This window comes from Streptomyces sp. bgisy100 (genome assembly GCF_057709105.1).
On the sequence record NZ_JBYITE010000008.1, the window covers coordinates 77,924 to 94,392 of the forward strand.

Genomic DNA, 16,469 nt, shown 5'->3' on the forward strand with positions numbered 1-16,469 from the left:
TCGCTGCCCCTAACCCGATTGCAGAAAATCATTCCATTGCTATTGGTAACGTTTTGGCCACCACACCTCCGGGCATCCTCGCGCGACCCCTCAGCAGCTCGGCACGGGCCTCCCCGCGGCGAGGTGGTACGCGGCCCGTTCGTCGAGCAGCAGCGGGACCAGGGCGCGCAGCGGCTGGCGCAGCGGGACCACGGCCCCGTCGCCTGCCGGCCGTGAGCGCACCCCGTGCAGGGCGAGCTCGTCCCGGACCTCGGCGTACTGGGCTCCCGTGAGGCGGTAGCCGCACGGCGGGTCCCGGAGGATCTGCTCCTCGGCGGCCGGTTCGTTGTCCGCGCCACCCAGGTACACCGGCCCGCGGTCGGCGTATCCGGCGAGCCGTGCCGCCGTGGTGGCGGTCTCGATCCGGTGCCGCCGCTCACCGGTGAAGTCGAGCATCCCCGCGAGGGCGGCCTGCTGGGAGTGGACCCGGCGCCGGTTGTTGCGTGCCGGGTCGGCCTGCTCCTCCTCGGTGAGCGGATCGGTGCGGGTCTCGACCAGGAGACCGACGGAGTGCTTGATGCCGGCGGTGTTGCGGAGGATCCGTTCCTGGCCGTCTCCGGCGACCTGCTTCACCGGCTCGCCGGTCACCGGGTCCGTCCAGATGCCGTAGATGCCGGTGCTGAAGCCGGCCGCCCCGGCGGCCGGGCGGACGTAGCGCTCGGAGAGCGTGCGCGCCTCGTGGTGGACCGGCCCGGCGGTGTTGAGGTTGCGCGGCCAGAGGGACAGCAGGTCCTTGACGTAGTACGGCGCGGTCGGGCCGTACTCGTGCAGGTCGTAGACGAGGTCGGGGCGGTGGTCGCGGATCACGGCCGCGACGGCGCGGGCCTCCGGGGTCCGCAGGGCGATGTGGTCCCGGTTGATGTCGGTGCCGTCGGCGTTGCCGCGGGTGTCCGCCGCCCGCCCGTCGGGGTTGGCCGTGGGGACGACGAGGACGGAGGTGTGCCGCAGGAAGCGCAGCGTCGCCCGGTCCTGGGTGTAGGCGAGGTCGCGCACGGTGGACAGACAGGCGTCCCGACCTGACGGTTCGTCACCGTGCTGGCTGCACAACAGGAGCACGGAACTGCCGCGGGCGGTCTGCGCGGCGTCCGGCGGGGTGTCGGCGCCGATCCGGACGAGCTGGAGCGGACGGCCCTGCCCCGTACTGCCGATCCGGTCCACCGCCACCCGCCGGCTGTCCCGGTCCAGCCGGGCCAGCAACTCCTGTTCCTCCGGCTGGGTGGTCCAGCGGGCGCCGCCGCTGCGTTCGAAACCGGTACGGGGCGGTGCCGGGGTGGAGTCGGCCCGCGCCGGGGCGACGAGCATCGGTGCGGCGAGTACGGCGCCGAGGGCGCCGAGCAGAAGGGCGCGGGGTGTCACGAGGTCGTGCCTCCCTGGCTGTTTGCGAACGGGACCGGGCGGAGGGTGTGCGGGATGCGGATGCCGCGCGACGGGGCCTTCTCCGGAGCGGCGAAGGACCCGCCCGCGGTGGCCTGCTGGAAGGCCCTGCTGCCGCCGACGAGCGGGAGCCGGGCGGAGGTCCGGGCGAGGTCGATCTCCAGGCGGGGTGTGGTGTCCGGGGGTTCGATCAGTCCGGCGTCGGTGCCGGCGACGATCAGGGCGAGCCGGTGGCCCGCCGGTACGACGTGGTCGCTCGCGTGGAGGTCCAGGGTGATCGTGTACGTGCGCCCCGGTGTCAGCGGGCGGCCGGTGTGCTCCGAGGCGTGGTTGCCGAGGTCGGCCCAGCCGCGGCTGACGACGGTGTGGCCGACGTCCGCGGTCTTCGCCCGGGTCTCCTTGAAGCAGGCGCTGTCGCCGTCGGAGCTGCTGCCCCAGCAGGTGCGCTCGGGCAGGGTGCTGATGCCTTCGCCGGCACCGGCGTAGTCGCGGACGGTGTCCGGGCCCACGTCCACCAGCACGGCGGAGAGGTGGGCGCTGCGGGTCGACGGGGTCGCGGTGACGGTGACCTTGCCGGAGCCGGAGAGCCGCAGGTCCCGGCGGAGCGGTCCGGTGCTGAAGCCGGCCTTGGCGGGGGTCGAGGTGCCGAGCTGTTCCGCCCAGTCGGTCTCGCTCAGCTTCGGGTCGTCGGTGAAGGTCTCGGTGCTGCCGGGGCGGGCGGGGCGCAGCCCGAGGGTGCCGACGCCAGGGGCGCTGCCGGTGCGGGGCCGCAGGGTGGTGTTCCGGGTGCCGGGGGCGGGCCAGACCCGGTCGGTGGACCAGCGGTCGGGGGCGCGTTCGACGTCGGCCATCGGCTCGCGCTCGACGCCGTTGTCGATGCCCAGCAGGTAGTGGTCGAACCAGCGGTGCAGGGTCTTCACCCAGGTGGCGCGGCGGAAGTCGAACGGGTCGACGTGGCCGGTCTGGGAGAGCCAGATCTTCCGCTCGACGCCGTTGCGGGCGAGGGCCTGCCACCACGCTCCGAGGTGCCGGCTGCGGACGTTGAGGTCCTGCATGCCGTGGACGGCGAAGACGCTGGCGCGCACCCGGTCCGCGTCCGGGCGGTAGTCGCGTTCGCTCCACAGCCCGGTCCAGTCGCCGGAGCGCGGGGCCTCCTCGACGAGGCGTTTCTGGACGGCGGCGCAGCGGGCCTTGGCGTCGGGGCTCTCCACGTAGTCGGACAGCCAGTCGGGGCCGCCGTCGTAGAGCGGGGCGCCCTTGGCGAAGTAGTAGTCGTACCAGGAGCTGATGGCGCCGATCGGCACGATGGTTTTGAGGCCCCGGACGCCGGTGGCGGCGACGCCGTTGGCGACGGTGCCGTCGTAGCTCTTGCCGATCATGCCGACGGATCCGCTGGACCAGCGCGCGGTGACGGCCCGGCCGCCGGTCCGGGAGCTGTAGCCGCGGGCCCGGCCGTTCAGCCAGTCGACGACGGCGCGGGCGGAGAGGACGTCGGAGCGGCCGCCGACATCGACACAGCCGTCGGAGCGGTTGGTTCCGGCGAGGTCGACGAGCACGCTCGCATAGCCGCGGGGCACGAAGTAGTTGTCGTAGAAGAGCGGGAACTGCACCGGGCGGCCGGCGGCGTCGTAGGTCTTCTTCTGGCTCTCGTTGCCGCGCCCGCAGCAGGAGTAGTACGGACTGGCGTCCATGATGACCGGGATGCGGCGGCCCTGCCGGGCCGGTTCCCGGGGGCGGACGATGTCGACGGCGACCCGGTCGGTCCGGCCGTCCGCGTCGCCGTCGAGCCCGGTGTCCACCCAGACGGACTCGCGGATGGCGCGGTCGTAGGAGTAGACGGGCCGGCTCCGCTTCGTGCCGGCCTCGGCTCCGGACGGGATGGCCTCGGCCCTGGACGGGGCGGCTTGGCCCCCGGCCGGGGTGGCTTCGGCCCGGGACAGGGTGGTGGCTCCGTCTGGGGCCGGGGCGGTCTCGGCTCCAGCCGGCTGGACGAACACGGCCATCAGGGCGGCACAGACCGCCGCAACGAACGTTCTCCTCGGGATGCGGGTGACCCGCGCACGTATCGCCACGGGCGGACGGTACTCCGGTCAACTCCCGCGCAGAAGAGGGCGAGTCGATACCGGCGAGACGGGGTGGACACGCGCGACCATGTCCCCCGTATGGCGATCATGTGACAGGAATGACCATGGACACGTCCGGTGCTCATGGTGCCGAATAGTCTCGAACCGCTCCCCCGCTTCTACGAGTTGGAGGACTCGTGCACCGCAGACTCCTCGCCCCGAGCGCTCTCGCCTCCTGCCTGCTGCTGGCGATCCCGGCGTCGGCGGCCACCGCCGCCCCTGAGCCGGCCCGGCCCGGGGCCCCGGGCATCGGCGACCGCTACTACCCGGACTACGGCAATGGCGGCTACGACGTCTCGCACTACGACCTGCGTCTGAAGTACCGGCCGTCCAACGACCGGCTGGACGGCACCGCGACCCTGGTGGCCACCACCAAGCAGGCACTGTCGCGCTTCAACCTCGACTTCGCGCTCGATGTGAGCGAGGTGCGGGTGAACGGCAAGAAGGCCTCCTTCGCCCGCTCCGGGAAGCACGAGCTGCAGATCACCCCGGCCAAGGCCCTGGAGAAGGGGCAGCGGATCAGCGTCGTCGTGCGCTACTCCGGCACGCCGTCCAAGGTGAAGGTCGACGGCTACACCGCCTGGCACCGCACGCCCGACGGCGCCGTGGCGGCGAACGAGCCCGAGGCCGCCTGGTGGTGGTTCCCGAGCAACGACCACCCGCTCGACAAGGCGACGTTCGACGTCTCCGTCACAGTGCCGAAGGGCACCCAGGCGGTCAGCAACGGTGTCCGCACCTCGGAGAACACCCGGTCGGGCTGGACCCGGAGCACCTGGCGCTCCGACAAGCCGCAGGCCACCTACCTGACCACGCTCGGCGTCGGCAAGTTCGACATCACCACCGACAAGACCGCCGACGGCCTGCCGGTGCTCAACGCGTACAGCAAGGACCTCGGCGAGAACGCGGGCGCGGCCCGGGCGAGCGTCGAGCGGTCGGCCGAGGTCGTCGAGTGGGCGTCGACGGTCTTCGGCCCGTACCCGTTCAACGCGCTGGGCGGCTATGTGCCCAACACCAAGACCGGCTACGCGCTGGAGACCCAGACCCGGCCGTTCTACAGCCCCCGGCAGTTCTCCCGGGGCGCGAACCCCTCCCTGATCGTCCATGAGCTGGCCCACCAGTGGTGGGGCGACCACGTCTCGGTCCGCGGCTGGCAGGACATCTGGCTCAACGAGGGCTTCGCCAGCTATGCGGAGTGGCTCTGGTCCGAGAAGGAGGGCGAGGGCACCGCACAGGAGGTGGCCGACTACATCTACGCCCAGCACCCGGCCGACGACCCGTTCTGGACGGTCGCGCCGGGCGACCCGGGCCCGGACAAGCAGTTCGACGACGCCGTCTACGACCGCGGCGCCCTCGCGCTCCAGGCGCTGCGCACCGAGGTCGGCGACAAGACGTTCTTCAAGATCCTGAAGGGCTGGCAGAAGGACCGGGCGTACGGCAACGCCAAGGTCGGCGACTTCGTCCGGTACGCGGAGAAGGTGTCGCGCAAGCCGCTCGCGGACCTCTTCCAGACCTGGCTCTACGACGAGTCCAGGCCGGCCGCCCCCGCGGCGGCCCGGGCCGGGCTCACCACGAAGCGCCACCCGGCGGAGCCGAAGTCCTGGAAGCAGATCAGCGCCACCCACTCGGTCCACGACCACGCGCGGCCGGGGGGTCGTCACTGAGGTGGGGCCGCCGGTGGCGTCACTGAGGTGGGGCCGCCGGTGGCGTCACTGAGGTGGGGCCGCCGGTGGCCTGGGGCAGTGGCCTCAAGGCCCCGGACCTGGGGTCACCGGCCCGAGGGCCGATGACCTGGGGAGGTCACCGACCTCAGGTCCAGGCCCCTGCGCAGACCCTCACGGCCCGCCGCGCCGCACGGCGCGGCGGGCCCGGCGCGTATGTGGTCGTCTGGCGCTCTCGCGCCTCTCATACACCTCCCAGGGACTGAGCCTTCGGCGGGTGATTCCTGGCCCCTGGTGACTCCGATTCTTCCGGGGCTGTTCCCGCGTGACCATGAAGTGCCAGTGCAGTGGGAGTGCACTTTCGGCGCGCGGATTCCTGCACCGGGGCGGCGACGAGGGGGCAGTCTTGTGGACGTGATCGAACGCTGGAGCGGCCGGTACGCCTGCCTGCTGCAGTCCGCCCTACGGCTCGGCAACGAACAGTTCGCCGCTCACCTCGGCATCGCCGTGAGGACGGTGGCCACTTGGCACTCCGACGCGTCCGTCGTGCCTCGCAGGGAGATGCAGCAGCTCCTCGACACGGCCCACGAGCAGGCTCCTCTGGCTGCTCGACAGCGCTTCGCGCTCCTGCTGGCGAAGGAACAGACCCCAGCGGACTCGACACCGCCAGGCGCGCAGGCGCTACGGGTGGCCATCGCGGTGGTCGTCCGCGACAGCGATGTCCTCCTGGTGTGCCGGCGGGACGACGACGCCGCTGGAATCACGTGGCAGTTCCCGGCCGGCGTCATCAAGCCGGGCGGCAAGGCGGAGACCGCCACCGTGCGGGAGACCTTGGACGAGACGGGTGTCCACTGCGCGGTCCGGCAGCACCTTGGGAACCGCCTTCACCCCGTGACCGGCGTGCTGTGCGAGTACTTCCTCTGCGAGTACCTGGCCGGCGAGGCCACGAACAGCGACGCGGCCGAGAACATCGACGTCATGTGGGTCCCCAGAAACTCGGTGCCCCGCTTCATTCCCGTCGATACGATCTTCCCACCCATCCTGGCCGTCCTGGAGGAGCAGACGTGACGAACCAGAACACGGACGAGCGCCCGGGCGTCGCCGCCGCCATCGTCGTGAACGAGGGACGCGTGCTGATGGTGCGCCGCCGGGTCAGCGAGGGACAGCTCTCCTGGCAGTTCCCGGCCGGCGAGGTCGAGCCCGGCGAGTCGCGCGAAGACGCCGCTGTGCGGGAGACCCAGGAGGAGACCGGGCTGACCGTGGCGGCCGTGAAGCTGCTCGGCGAGCGCGTCCACCCGAAGACCGGCCGACAGATGTCGTACACCGCGTGCGAGGTGTTGAACGGTACGGCCCATGTCGCGGACACCGAGGAACTGGCCGAACTGGCTTGGGTCGCCCATAGGGAGATCTCGCAGTACGTGCCGTACGGTCTATTCGGGCCCGTCCAGGAGTACCTCGACGGCGCCTTGGACGCCTGAGCGCAGACCACTGGCGGGAACTGTCCGAGCGCGACGAGGCCGACTATTAGTCCGTGACTCTGCAGCCCAGAGGTCAGCTGCAGAGTCACACGTTGACACCCCACTGGATCAGTGCCGAGTCAGCGCTCGCCATAAGCATTACGCTTTCGCGCGGCAGCCTGCGTCACGAGGGCCGCTTCTCCGAGCGGGAGATGGCACTGTGAAGGTCGCCTCGTGGATTGAGTTCAGCCTTAGCATCACCTAGTACTAGGTGTCAGCGGCCCCGAAAGGGCCGCGTACGGCCCGCAGCAGGGAACGTGGACTCCCTGAATCCCGGAATCCACGGGAGTCGACCCGGCCGGCGCGCTATTGCGGCACCTGTGCGGGACACCGTGAGATCTGGTGCGACGGATGTTGCGGATTTTCCGGGTGTGCACTTTGCAGCGGGACATGCAAACGACCGTGCCCCACCTGCGCCGGCGGAGACGCGGAGCGGATTCGATGATGAACCCGCGGTCCGCGCCCGCCGGTACCGACCGGCCCGCCCTCGATCGGCTCCGCCCACGCGCCATCTCCCCCGAGGCGCGTGGGTGGGGTTTCCGCCTTCCAGCGGCTCACCCTGTCCTGAGGAACGCTGGAGAACCGCCCACTCTGAGCTGTCAGGCCCCGTCACGCCGCGCGGCGCGGCGGGCCCGGCGCGCGTAGGGGAGGTAGCGCAGCCGCTCGGGCAGCAGCGGCACCACGACGCTCACCACGCGCCCGAAGCGCCGCAGCCGGCGCTCCTGCCGGTCGGTCCATTCCAGTCCGAGCGCCTCCCGGGCGTCCGGCGGCATCAGCCCGATGGTGAGGAACCGGCGCAGCCGCAGGAACGGCGGCAGCAGCAGCGGCCAGAGGGCGCGCAGCAACAGACGGGCCACCCTCGGGCCCCGGTCGGGCGCGGGCACAGGCGCGTCGGTGTCCAGCAGCTCCCGGACCACGACGGTGGCCTCCAACTGCTTGTCCAGCACCCTGCGGTAGTACGGCCAGAACTCCTCGACCGTCTGCGGCATGTCCCGGTCGGCGATGCCCAGAATCCGCCCGACCTGGAGCCATTCGGCGTACAGCCGGTGCTCCTCCGCCTCGGTGTACGGGCGGCGGGCCAGCACGCTCTGCGCGTACCGGTAGACGGGGAAGCCGGTGGCGTGCACCCAGCCGTAGTTGGCGGGGGTGAGGGCGTGGTACTTGCGCCCGTGGGCGTCGGTTCCCTGGATGGTCCGGTGCAGGGCGCGCAGCCTGCGGCCCTCCTCGGCCGCTTCCGGACCGCCGTAGACCCAGAGCTGCACGGACGCCAGCGACCGCTCGCCGCGACCCCAGGGGTCGGTGCGGAAGACGGAGTGCTCGTCCACGCCCGCGCCGATGGCCGGGTGCGCGACCTGCATGGTGAGCGCGGCGGGCAGCGCCATCACCGAACGGATCTCCCCCGCCATCTCCCACAGCAGGCCACCCACGGGCGGCGGCTCGGGATCGGCGTCGCGGGCGGAGGAGGCGGAGGCGCGATGTGCGGTGGTCACGTGTCCATGATGGCTCCCGGGGGTGCGGGACGCCTCCGCGGGGTTGGGCGGCCCGCGTTACGCCCCGCGGCCGCTGCCCACGCCGACCGGTTCGCCGAGGATCCGGTCCGCGAGCTCGGTGGCCAGCTCGGTGACCGTGCCGTCCAGCGCCGCTTCGGCCGCCGCGACCTCCGCGGCGATCCGGGCCCGGCCCGCGGCCACCAGCTCGTCCCGTTCCCGTATGCCCTCGGCGCGGGCCGCGGCGATGAGCTCGGTGCCTTCCTCCTTCGCCTCCTGGCGGATCCGCGCGGCGTCGTGCCGGGCCTCGGCCAGGGCCTGCAGGTAGCGCTCACGCACTTGCTCGGCCTCGGCCTCCAGGTCTTCGGAACACCGCAGGACGCCCTCGGTGGCCTGTTCCCGTTCGTACAGCACCTTCCCGATGCGCGGCAGCAGCACCCGGGACAGGACGCCGTAGGCGACGCCGAAACACACCAGGCCGAAGACGACGTCGAGCAGTTCGGGGTTGAGCGGTCCGACATCCGTGGGGATCAGTTTCATACTCCAGCTCTACCCGACCGGATCCCCGCGTCGAACACATGAACGCGACAACTTTTCGGCCAGCAGGGGCAGTTGCCTCCCTGAATGCCGGCGTCCACCGGGGCCCCCGGGCGCGGGATGCACGTGGCGGCCGGACTTCCGAGCGTCCGGGCCCACGGAAACCCGCCCTCTCCCGGTGCCGGGCGGCCGCCTCCTCCTCCCGGAGTGCCGCACCGATCCGCCGCCACCGCCCCTCGGGGCCCCACCGCCACACCCACGCCGCCGCCCCACCCCATCCCCACCTGGACAGAAAATCCAGATTGGACATACGATCCAGCCATGACGACCGAGAGCAGACCACCGGACCCCGGCCCCGCGCACCACGACGCGTCCCCGGCCCCCGGCACCCCGGTCGGCCACGGTGACCCCACCGGCACCGCCCCCACCGACCACCCCGACCCCCGGGTCCGCATGTGGGCCCCCGTGTGCCAGGCCGTGGCCCTGCTGCTCGGCCCGTACGCGGAGGTGGTCCTGCACGACGCCGGGACCGACCGGGTGCTCGCCCTGTGGAACCCGATGGGCCCGCGCAAGCCCGGCGATCCGTCGCTGCTAGGCGAGCTCGACGCCCTCGACCCGTCGGCGCACGACGTCTACGGCCCGTACGAGAAGCTGCTGGCCGACGGACGGCGGCTGTCGTCCGTCAGCGCGGTCCTGCGCACCGCCGACGGCGAGCCGTCCGCCGTGCTCTGCGTCAATCTGGACCGGACGCCGCTGGACCGGGCGGCGGCCGTGCTCGCCGGCTTCGCCGCGCCCACCGCGCCCCGGCCGGAGCCGCTCTTCGAACAGGACTGGACCGAGCGCGTACAGCAGATCATCGGCACGTTCGTGCGCGAGCGCGGCCGGCCGGTGGAGCGCCTCGGGCGCGAGGACCGCCTCACCGTGCTCGCCGAACTCGACCGGGCCGGCGTCTTCGCCGTGCGCCGGGCGGTCCCGGTCGTCGCCCGGGAGCTGAAGGCCTCCCGGTCCACCGTCTATGCCCTGCTCGCCGACCTCAAGGCCCGGAAGGACTCCCCATGACCCGGCTGCCGGACTTCCGTCTGGAAACCTACTTCTCCCGCTGGGAGTTCACCGCCCGCCACCATCTGACCGCCTCCGACGTGCAGACGATGACGATGGCCGAGCTGCTGTCGCTGGCGGGCGAGGAGGACCGGCGCGCCTGGGAGACCCTGTCCCTGGGCTACACCGAGACCTTCGGCGACCCGGAGCTGCGCCGGGTGATCGCCGGGACGTACACCCATGCCGACGCCGACGACGTGATCTGCTTCGCCGGTGCCGAGGAAGCCCTCTACCTGGCGATGCAGGTGCTGCTGGAGCCCGGCGACCACGCCGTGGTGATCACGCCCAACTATCAGGCCGCGGAGACGGTCCCGCTGTCGCTGTGCGAGGTCACCGGAGTGGCCCTGGACCCGCAGGATGACTGGGCGCTGGACCTGGACCGGGTCGCGGCGGCCCTCCGCCCCACCACCAGGGTCGTCTCGGTCAACTTCCCCAACAACCCGACGGGAAAGGTGATCGGCGCCGAGGACTTCGCGCGACTGGCCGAGCTCTGCGACGAGCGCGGGATCCATCTCTTCAGCGACGAGGTCTACCGCGGTCTGGAGCGCGATACCGCCCGCACCCTTCCGCAGGCGGCCGACCTGTCGGAGCGGGCGCTGTCGCTGAACGTCACCTCGAAGTCGCTGGGCCTCCCCGGGCTGCGGGTCGGCTGGATCGCCTGCCGCGACCGGGAACTCCGCTCCCGGCTGGAACGCGCCAAGCACTACACCACCATCTGCAACTCCGCACCGAGCGAGCTCCTCGCCCGGATCGCCCTGCGCGCCCGCGACCGCATCCTGGACCGCAACCGGGCCCTGATCGCCGACAACCTCCCGGCCTTCGACGCCTTCTTCGCCGAGTTCGACGACCTGTTCCAGTGGCGGGCCCCGGACGGCGGCTGTGTGGCGTTCCCCCGCTACCTCGGCGCGGACGGCGTGGAGGCGTTCTGCACCGAGCTCGTCGAGCAGGCCGGTGTCCTGCTGCTGCCGGCGAGCATCTACCGGTCGGAGCTCACCGCCACACCCACCGACCGCTTCCGCATCGGCATCGGGCGCCGCGACCCGCAGCCGGCCCTGGACACCTTCGCGGAATGGCTGCGCGCCCGGCGGTGAGACCCGGCGACAGGGGATGGGCGGGTGCCGGTCGCGGGACGGTGCCGGTCGCGGGACAGTGCCGGTCGCGGACCGGTGCGGTCGCCGACCGGTGGCCCGGCCCGGGGCCGTCCCCCGCCGACCGGTTTCACATCGGTGGTGAGACAGCAATACTGTTGCACTCGTTCGGTGCAGCAGAAGAAGGGTACGTCCGATGACCCAGCAGACCACTCCGGACGTCGGCTCGGGGGAGCCCTCCCTCACCGTCGACGAACTGGCGGCCCGCGCGGGCGTCACCGTCCGCACCGTCCGCTTCTACAGCACCCGCGGTCTGCTGCCGCCGCCCGCGATAGGCCCGCGCCGGGTGGGCCGGTACGGGCCCGAGCACCTCTCCCGGCTCGCCCTGATCGAGGAGCTCCAGCACCAGGGCATGACGCTGGCCGCCATCGAACGTTATCTGGAGCAGCTGCCGCCGGACCTCAGCCCGCACGACCTCGCCATCCACCGGGCGCTCGTGGCGTCCTGGGTGCCGGACAGCGCGGAGCGGACCACCCGGGAGCAGCTGGAACGGCGGGCGGGACGCGCCCTGACGCAAGAGGACCTCGACCGGCTCATGGCGATGAGCATTCTCGTCCGGACCGAGGAACCGGACGTGTTCCAGGCCGACCCGGGCCTGCTCCACCTCGGCGTACAGCTGCTGGACGTACCGATATCGCCGGAGGCGATCCTGACCGCCCGGGCGGTCATGGTGGAGCACACCCGCTCCGCGGCACGCGAGTTGAGTCACCTCTTCCGGCAGGAGGTGTGGGGCCCGGCCCAGGACGGGGCGCCGGATCCGGAGCGGGTTGCCCGGACGAAGTCCCTGTCGGCACACATGCAGCCGCTGGTGGTCCAGGCGCTGGTCACGGCCTTCCAGCGCTCGATGAAGGAGGAACTCCGGGGCTGGCTGGGCGCGGAGGGCGCGGAGCGCAAGCACTGAGCCCCCCGGGTGCCCGCCCGGACGCCGGAGCACCGGGACCTCCGCCCGCTCCGCCCGGCCGTCGCACTCCCGCTCGGCGGGGCCCGCCGGAGCCCTCCGTGCCTTCCGCAGTGGAGTCGGCGGAAGGCACGGGAACCGCCGTCAGGAGGGGTTCTTCACGACCACCGTCGTCACGACCTTGTCGTGCAGGCACTGGCGGAACGGTTCGTCCCAGCAGCACCACAGGACGTTCAGCAGGGGCAGCAGCGGGACGAAGCCCATGGCGAAGGTGATCCCCCAGCGGCCCATGGCGCGGCCGAAGGATATGTTCTGGCCGTCCTCCAGGCGTGCCACCCGGATTCCGCAGATGCGCTTGCCCAGCGTCGCGCCGTACTTCCAGGTCATCACGGGCTCGTAGAAGAGCAGCGCCACCCAGCAGCAGATGCCGAGGACCGCGATGGTGATCATGTAGGCGTCGCTGTCGCGCCCGGGCAGCTGGAGCAGGACGACGACGCCGAGGACCACGGCGAACGCCACGATCAGGATGAGGCCGTCGAGCAGGCGCGCGCCGAGCCGGACTCCCTGGCTGGCGAGGGCTTCCTGGGGCGGGCCGCCCATCGGCGCTCCGGGGGGCGCGTAGTACCCGGCGTACGGGGGCTGCGGCGGCGGCGCGCCGTACGGGCCCTGCTGAGCCCCGCCGTATGGACCTTGCTGCGGACCTCCGTACGGACCCTGCTGCGGACCTCCGTAGGGACCGGGGGCTCCGTACGGCGCCCCGGGCGGCTGCTGCGGGTAGCCGTACGGCGGCTGCGGATGGCCGTGGGGCTGCTGCGGAGGCTGCGGAGGGCCGTAACCGCCGTGCGGCGGCGGGTGTTCACTCATGCAAGGATCCAAGCGGACCCTTCCCCACCGTCGCAAACTCGTTCGGGTGCCGGGCGGGGATCGATTATGAACGGTTACATTCGGCCTCTCACGGGCACAGCCCGGCCACAGAACCCCGCGGCCGGACCGCCCCTGGACGCCCGTTCCGTGCCCCGGCGGAAGCCGTTGCACGGGTACGCCACTCGCCACCCCACAGCCACCCCACCGCCGCATCCGCGAGCGCGGCACGAACGGCGGGGTGGCGCCCCGGGGTCAGGCGTCCTGGAACCGCTCGCCCCGCTCCGCCTTCTCCACCAGCAGCGCCGGGGGCGCGAACCGGTCGCCGTACGCGGCCTGGAGCTCCCGGGCGCGGGCCACGAAGCCGGGCAGACCGCCCTCGTAGCCGTTGATGTACTGGAGGACGCCGCCGGTCCAGCCGGGGAAGCCGATGCCGAGGATGGAGCCGATGTTGGCGTCGGCCACCGAGGTCAGCACGCCCTCCTCCAGGCAGCGGACGGTGTCGATGGCCTCGACGAACAGCATCCGCTCCTTCAGGTCCTCGAAGGGCACGGAGACCTCGGACCGGGTGAAGTGCTCGCGCAGCCCCGGCCACAGCCCGGCGCGACGGCCGTCGGTGTAGTCGTAGAAGCCGGCGCCGCCGCTGCGGCCCGGGCGGTCGAACTCGTCGACCAGGCGGTCGATGACGGCGTCGGCCGGGTGCGGCTCCCACACCCCGCCGGCCTCCTCCACCGCGCGCCGCGACTCATTGCGGATCCGGCGCGGGAGGGTGAGGGTGAGCTCGTCCATCAGCGACAGGACCTTGGCCGGGTAGCCGGCCTGGGCCGCGGCCTGTTCGACGGAGGCCGGGTCGACGCCCTCCCCCACCATCGCCACGCCCTCGTTGATGAAGTGGCCGATCACGCGGGAGGTGAAGAAGCCGCGCGAGTCGTTGACCACGATCGGGGTCTTCCGGATCTGCCGCACCAGGTCGAAGGCGCGGGCCAGGGCCTCGTCGCCGGTCCGCTCGCCCTTGATGATCTCCACCAGCGGCATCTTGTCGACGGGCGAGAAGAAGTGCAGGCCGATGAAGTCCTCGGCGCGCTGGACGTTCTCGGAGAGCAGGGTGATCGGCAGGGTGGAGGTGTTGGAGCAGAGCAGCGCGTCCGGCTCGATGATCTCCTCGATCTCCTGGAAGGCCTTGCGCTTCACCGCCGGGTCCTCGAACACCGCCTCGATCACGGCGTCGCAGCCCGCGAGGTCCTGCGGATTCGCGGTGGGGGTGATCCGGGCGAGCAGTTCGTCCCGCTTGGCCTCGGTGGTGCGGCCCCGCTCCAGGGCCTTGGCGAGCAGCCCAGCGGAGTACGCCTTGCCCTTCTCGGCCGCCTCCGCCGAGACGTCCTTGAGGACGACCTCGATGCCGGCCTTGGCGCAGGAGTAGGCGATACCCGCGCCCATCATGCCCGCGCCGAGCACCGCGACCTTGCGGACGGTGCGCGGCTCGATGCCCGAGGGCCGGTTGGCGCCGGAGTTGACGGCCTGCATGTCGAAGAAGAACGCCTGGATCATGTTCTTGGAGATCCGGCCGGTCACCAGCTCGGTGAAGTAGCGGGACTCGATGGTCTGGGCGGTCTCGAAGTCGACCTGGGCGCCCTCGACTGCGGCGGCGAGGATGTTGCGCGGCGCCGGGTAGGGCGCGCCGGCCAGTTGCTTCTGCAGATTGGCCGGGAAGGCGGGGAGGTTGGCGGCGAACTTGGGGTGCGCCGGAGTCCCGCCGGGGATCTTGTACCCCTTGACGTCCCAGGGCTGCTGCGACTCCGGGTGGGCGTCGATGAAGGCGCGGGCCCGGGCGAGCAGTTCCTCCCGGGAGTCCACGACCTCGTGGATGAGCCCGGCGTCCAGGGCGCGGCGCGGCGGGTACTGGGTGCCCTGGAGCAGCACCTTCAGCAGCGCGTCGGTGATGCCGAGCAGCCGTACCGTGCGGACGACACCGCCGCCGCCGGGGAGCAGGCCGAGGGTGACCTCGGGCAGGCCGATCTTGGAGCCGGGGGCGTCGAGGGCGACCCGGTGGTGACAGGCGAGGGCGATCTCGTAACCGCCGCCGAGCGCCGCCCCGTTGACGGCGGCGACCACGGGCTTGCCGAGGGTCTCCAGGCGGCGCAGGTCGCGCTTGATGCCCATGCCCATGTCGAACGCGGTCTGCGCGTGCTCGGGGCCGATCCGGCTCATGTCCTTGAGGTCGCCGCCCGCGAAGAAGGTCTTCTTGGCGGAGGTGACGATGACGCCGCGGATGGAGTCCTGCTCGGCCTCCAGGCGGTCGGCGACCGCGGTGAGGGAGGTCTTGAAGGCGGCGTTCATGGTGTTCGCCGACTGGTCGGGATCGTCGAGGACGAGGGTGACGACGCCGGTCTCGTCCTGTTCCCAGCGGATGGTGGTGGACTCGCTCATTTGGTGTTCTCCGTAAGGGGAAAGGGACGGGACGGTCAGAGGCGCTCGACGACGGTGGCGATGCCCATGCCGCCGCCCACGCAGAGGGTGACCAGGCCGTACCGCTGGTCGCGCCGCTCCAGTTCGTCGATGACGGTGCCGAGGATCATCGCCCCGGTCGCGCCGAGCGGGTGGCCCAGCGCGATGGCGCCGCCGTTGACGTTGACCTTGTCCAGGCTCAGGCCCATCTCCCGGACGAAGCGCAGCACGACCGCCGCGAAGGCTTCGTTGATCTCGACGAGGTCGATGTCGTCGATGGTCAGCCCGGCCTTGGCGAGCGCCTTGCGGGCGGCGGGCGCCGGGCCGGTGAGCATGATGGTCGGGTCGGCGCCGGAGACGGCGGCGGAGACGATCCGGGCGCGCGGCGTCAGCCCGTAGCGCTCGCCCACCTCGCGGTTGCCGATCGCGACCAGGGCGGCGCCGTCGACGATGCCCGAGGAGTTTCCGGCGTGGTGGACGTGGTCGATCTTCTCGACCCAGTGGTACTTCTGCAGGGCCACGGCGTCGAAGCCGCCCGCCTCACCGATCGTGGCGAAGGAGGGCTTCAGGCCGGCCAGGCTCTCGGCGGTGGTCCCGGGGCGCAGGAACTCGTCCTTGTCGAGGACGGTGAGGCCGTTGCGGTCGCGGACGGGGACCACGGAACGGTCGAAGCGGGCGTCCTTCCACGCCTCGGCGGCCCGCTCCTGGGAGCGGGCGGCGTAGCTGTCCACGTCGTGCCGGGTGAAGCCCTCGACGGTGGCGATGAGGTCGGCGCCGATGCCCTGGGGCACGAAGCCGGTCTCGAAGCTGGTCATCGGGTCCATGGCCCAGGCTCCGCCGTCGGAACCCATGGAGACGCGGGACATCGACTCGACGCCGCCGGCGAGGATCAGGTCCTCCCAGCCGGAGCGCACCTTGGCGGCGGCCAGGTTGACGGCCTCCAGCCCGGAGGCGCAGAACCGGTTCTCCTGGACACCGGCCACCGTGTCCGGCAGCCCGGCCGCGATGGCGGCGACCTTGGCGATGTCGGAGCCCTGGTCGCCCAGCGGGCTGACGACGCCGAGGACGATGTCGTCGATGGCGGCCGGGTCGAGGCCGGGGAACCGGCCGCGCAGCTCGTGGATCAGCCCGACGACGAGGTCGATGGGCTTGGTGCCGTGCAGGGAGCCGTTCGCCTTGCCGCGCCCCCGGGGGGTGCGGATGGCGTCGTACACATACGCTTCGGTGCTCACGTCAGGCCTTTCACAAGAGGGGGCGCGGACCGGTCCTGGGGTCCGGTCCGCG

The 16,469-nt window shown here is 72.0% G+C and carries 13 protein-coding genes; 6 read left to right on the forward strand and 7 right to left on the reverse strand.

Features of this window, described 5'->3' with window-relative positions; translation table 11 throughout:
• Window positions 1-90: 90 nt before the first annotated feature.
• Window positions 91-1,341, reverse strand: a complete 1,251-nt coding sequence (locus AC3EQ1_RS07940; protein ID WP_432093660.1) for a M14 family metallopeptidase — start codon at window positions 1,339-1,341, stop codon at window positions 91-93.
• A gap of 50 nt (window positions 1,342-1,391) precedes the next feature.
• On the reverse strand, window positions 1,392-3,485 hold the full coding sequence (locus tag AC3EQ1_RS07945) for a Xaa-Pro dipeptidyl-peptidase (protein WP_432093578.1): 2,094 nt from the start codon (window positions 3,483-3,485) through the stop codon (window positions 1,392-1,394).
• Between the two features lie 188 nt (window positions 3,486-3,673).
• Here AC3EQ1_RS07945 and AC3EQ1_RS07950 point away from each other — a divergent pair, with 188 nt between their 5' ends.
• The 3 genes from AC3EQ1_RS07950 to AC3EQ1_RS07960 all read left to right on the forward strand — a co-directional run bounded on the left by AC3EQ1_RS07950 (window position 3,674) and on the right by AC3EQ1_RS07960 (window position 6,672).
• The gene (locus AC3EQ1_RS07950; RefSeq protein ID WP_432093579.1) at window positions 3,674-5,197 is read left to right on the forward strand and encodes a M1 family metallopeptidase; all 1,524 of its coding nucleotides are present in this window, start codon (window positions 3,674-3,676) and stop codon (window positions 5,195-5,197) included.
• 405 nt (window positions 5,198-5,602) lie between these two features.
• Entirely contained in the window at window positions 5,603-6,262 is a 660-nt protein-coding gene (locus tag AC3EQ1_RS07955) for an NUDIX hydrolase (protein ID WP_432093580.1), read from the forward strand.
• A complete protein-coding gene (locus tag AC3EQ1_RS07960) occupies window positions 6,259-6,672 on the forward strand; it encodes an NUDIX hydrolase (RefSeq protein WP_432093581.1) in 414 nt (137 codons plus the stop codon). The genes AC3EQ1_RS07955 and AC3EQ1_RS07960 overlap by 4 nt, the downstream gene beginning before the upstream one ends.
• Before the next feature lie 638 nt (window positions 6,673-7,310).
• Here the strand turns inward: AC3EQ1_RS07960 and AC3EQ1_RS07965 are convergent.
• Both AC3EQ1_RS07965 and AC3EQ1_RS07970 read right to left on the reverse strand, forming a co-directional pair.
• Complete coding sequence (locus AC3EQ1_RS07965; RefSeq protein WP_432093661.1) at window positions 7,311-8,117, reverse strand: oxygenase MpaB family protein; 807 nt, start codon at window positions 8,115-8,117, stop codon at window positions 7,311-7,313.
• A 141-nt stretch (window positions 8,118-8,258) separates the two neighbouring features.
• Window positions 8,259-8,738: a F0F1 ATP synthase subunit B family protein gene (locus AC3EQ1_RS07970; protein WP_432093582.1), complete on the reverse strand. Its 480-nt coding sequence runs from the start codon at window positions 8,736-8,738 to the stop codon at window positions 8,259-8,261.
• Window positions 8,739-9,056: 318 nt separating this feature from the next.
• Here AC3EQ1_RS07970 and AC3EQ1_RS07975 point away from each other — a divergent pair, with 318 nt between their 5' ends.
• From AC3EQ1_RS07975 to AC3EQ1_RS07985, 3 genes are all read left to right on the forward strand, one after another.
• Window positions 9,057-9,794, forward strand: a complete 738-nt coding sequence (locus AC3EQ1_RS07975) for a helix-turn-helix transcriptional regulator (RefSeq protein ID WP_432093583.1) — start codon at window positions 9,057-9,059, stop codon at window positions 9,792-9,794.
• Window positions 9,791-10,924, forward strand: coding sequence for an aminotransferase class I/II-fold pyridoxal phosphate-dependent enzyme (locus tag AC3EQ1_RS07980; protein WP_432093584.1), 1,134 nt, complete (start codon window positions 9,791-9,793; stop codon window positions 10,922-10,924). Before AC3EQ1_RS07975 ends, AC3EQ1_RS07980 begins: the two co-directional genes overlap by 4 nt.
• Window positions 10,925-11,117: 193 nt before the next feature.
• Window positions 11,118-11,882 carry a MerR family transcriptional regulator gene (locus AC3EQ1_RS07985; RefSeq protein WP_432093585.1) on the forward strand — a complete coding sequence of 255 codons (765 nt, stop codon included), beginning with the start codon at window positions 11,118-11,120 and terminating at the stop codon, window positions 11,880-11,882.
• Between the two features lie 141 nt (window positions 11,883-12,023).
• Here AC3EQ1_RS07985 and AC3EQ1_RS07990 read toward each other — a convergent pair whose 3' ends face one another.
• The 3 genes from AC3EQ1_RS07990 to AC3EQ1_RS08000 all read right to left on the reverse strand — a co-directional run bounded on the left by AC3EQ1_RS07990 (window position 12,024) and on the right by AC3EQ1_RS08000 (window position 16,417).
• Window positions 12,024-12,743 (reverse strand): RDD family protein, encoded by a 720-nt coding sequence (locus tag AC3EQ1_RS07990; RefSeq protein ID WP_432093586.1) that lies wholly within the window; start codon window positions 12,741-12,743, stop codon window positions 12,024-12,026.
• A gap of 252 nt (window positions 12,744-12,995) precedes the next feature.
• Window positions 12,996-15,167, reverse strand: a complete 2,172-nt coding sequence (locus AC3EQ1_RS07995; RefSeq protein WP_432093587.1) for a 3-hydroxyacyl-CoA dehydrogenase NAD-binding domain-containing protein — start codon at window positions 15,165-15,167, stop codon at window positions 12,996-12,998.
• Between the two features lie 35 nt (window positions 15,168-15,202).
• A complete protein-coding gene (locus AC3EQ1_RS08000; RefSeq protein ID WP_432093588.1) occupies window positions 15,203-16,417 on the reverse strand; it encodes an acetyl-CoA C-acetyltransferase in 1,215 nt (404 codons plus the stop codon).
• Window positions 16,418-16,469: the final 52 nt, after the last annotated feature.

What these genes read in the sequence shown, in the direction of transcription:
- AC3EQ1_RS07990 (WP_432093586.1), bottom strand. Translation starts at nt 12,743, where the DNA reads ATGAGTGAACACCCGCCGCCGCACGGCGGTTACGGCCCTCCGCAGCCT.
- AC3EQ1_RS07940 (WP_432093660.1), bottom strand. Translation starts at nt 1,341, where the DNA reads ATGCTCGTCGCCCCGGCGCGGGCCGACTCCACCCCGGCACCGCCCCGT.
- AC3EQ1_RS07970 (WP_432093582.1), bottom strand. Translation starts at nt 8,738, where the DNA reads ATGAAACTGATCCCCACGGATGTCGGACCGCTCAACCCCGAACTGCTC.
- AC3EQ1_RS07980 (WP_432093584.1), top strand. Translation starts at nt 9,791, where the DNA reads ATGACCCGGCTGCCGGACTTCCGTCTGGAAACCTACTTCTCCCGCTGG.
- AC3EQ1_RS07965 (WP_432093661.1), bottom strand. Translation starts at nt 8,117, where the DNA reads ATGGCGGGGGAGATCCGTTCGGTGATGGCGCTGCCCGCCGCGCTCACC.
- AC3EQ1_RS07975 (WP_432093583.1), top strand. Translation starts at nt 9,057, where the DNA reads ATGACGACCGAGAGCAGACCACCGGACCCCGGCCCCGCGCACCACGAC.
- AC3EQ1_RS07985 (WP_432093585.1), top strand. Translation starts at nt 11,118, where the DNA reads ATGACCCAGCAGACCACTCCGGACGTCGGCTCGGGGGAGCCCTCCCTC.
- AC3EQ1_RS07995 (WP_432093587.1), bottom strand. Translation starts at nt 15,167, where the DNA reads ATGAGCGAGTCCACCACCATCCGCTGGGAACAGGACGAGACCGGCGTC.